At 39.6% G+C, this 856-nt stretch carries 1 pseudogene; it reads right to left on the bottom strand.

Annotated features, from left to right (window positions below):
- A pseudogene (locus ACJ5H0_RS23065) lies at window positions 1-856 on the bottom strand (T9SS type A sorting domain-containing protein); the annotation flags it as partial.

The raw sequence follows: 856 nt of genomic DNA, 5'->3' as shown, positions 1-856 counted from the left end.
TTAGTTGAGGGTTGAGAGTTGTCAGTTGATAGCTGATTTAGGGCAGTCATACCCATCAAAACATCCCTGTTTTTGAAGTTGTAGGATTTCTGCCACTGTTCATCTCCTCTTTCATTTAAAGAAACCAGCCACAAATCTGTTCCTTCTTCTATTCCTACTGTTTTATTTCCGGATCTCTCACTTCTGGATTCTCCTCCGATGAGATAACCGTTTGAGGTTAAAGCCAGTGTTCTTAGATGATCATCTCCTTTTCCTCCCAGGTTCTTTTCCCACTCTACTTTTCCTTCTTTGTTTAATTTTACGATCCAGTAATCTCCTTCACCAAAGTTTTCAGTTGTTTTTGCGTAACGGGACATGGAATTTGAGGTTCCTGTAGCTGAGTTTTGATTTCCGGAATCGGAAACACGAAACTCGGAGCTTCTTGAATAGATTCCCAGAAGTGCTCCTCCGTCTCTTGTTGGGATCATCTTTTCCACTTCGTCTAATCCCCTTCCTCCTAAAATAAGTTGTGAAAGTTCTTTTCCGTTTTTATCGAGTCTGATAATCAGGATATCTTTTGAACCGTAACCTTTGGATGCATTCTGAACATTTGCGGCTACAACAAATCCTAAATCTGTGGTTTGAATAACTGATCTGGCTTCTTCATCAGCACTTGTTCCTAAAGTTTTCTGCCACAATTCATCTCCAAATTCATTAATTCTAATGAGCCAGATATCAGATCCTCCTTTGGAGTCATCTTTTTTATCTATTCCCTTTCCGGAATATGAGGTTCCTGAAACTAGAAAGCCTCCTTCCTGGGTAGCTACGGTAGAAGACAAATAATCATGATTGTTTCCTGAGAAATATTTTTCCCAAA

Source organism: Chryseobacterium proteolyticum, assembly GCF_046591535.1.
Lineage (GTDB): Bacteria > Bacteroidota > Bacteroidia > Flavobacteriales > Weeksellaceae > Chryseobacterium > Chryseobacterium proteolyticum.
Note: the sequence above shows the minus strand (reverse complement) of the source record. Positions and strands in the feature narration are given on the sequence as shown.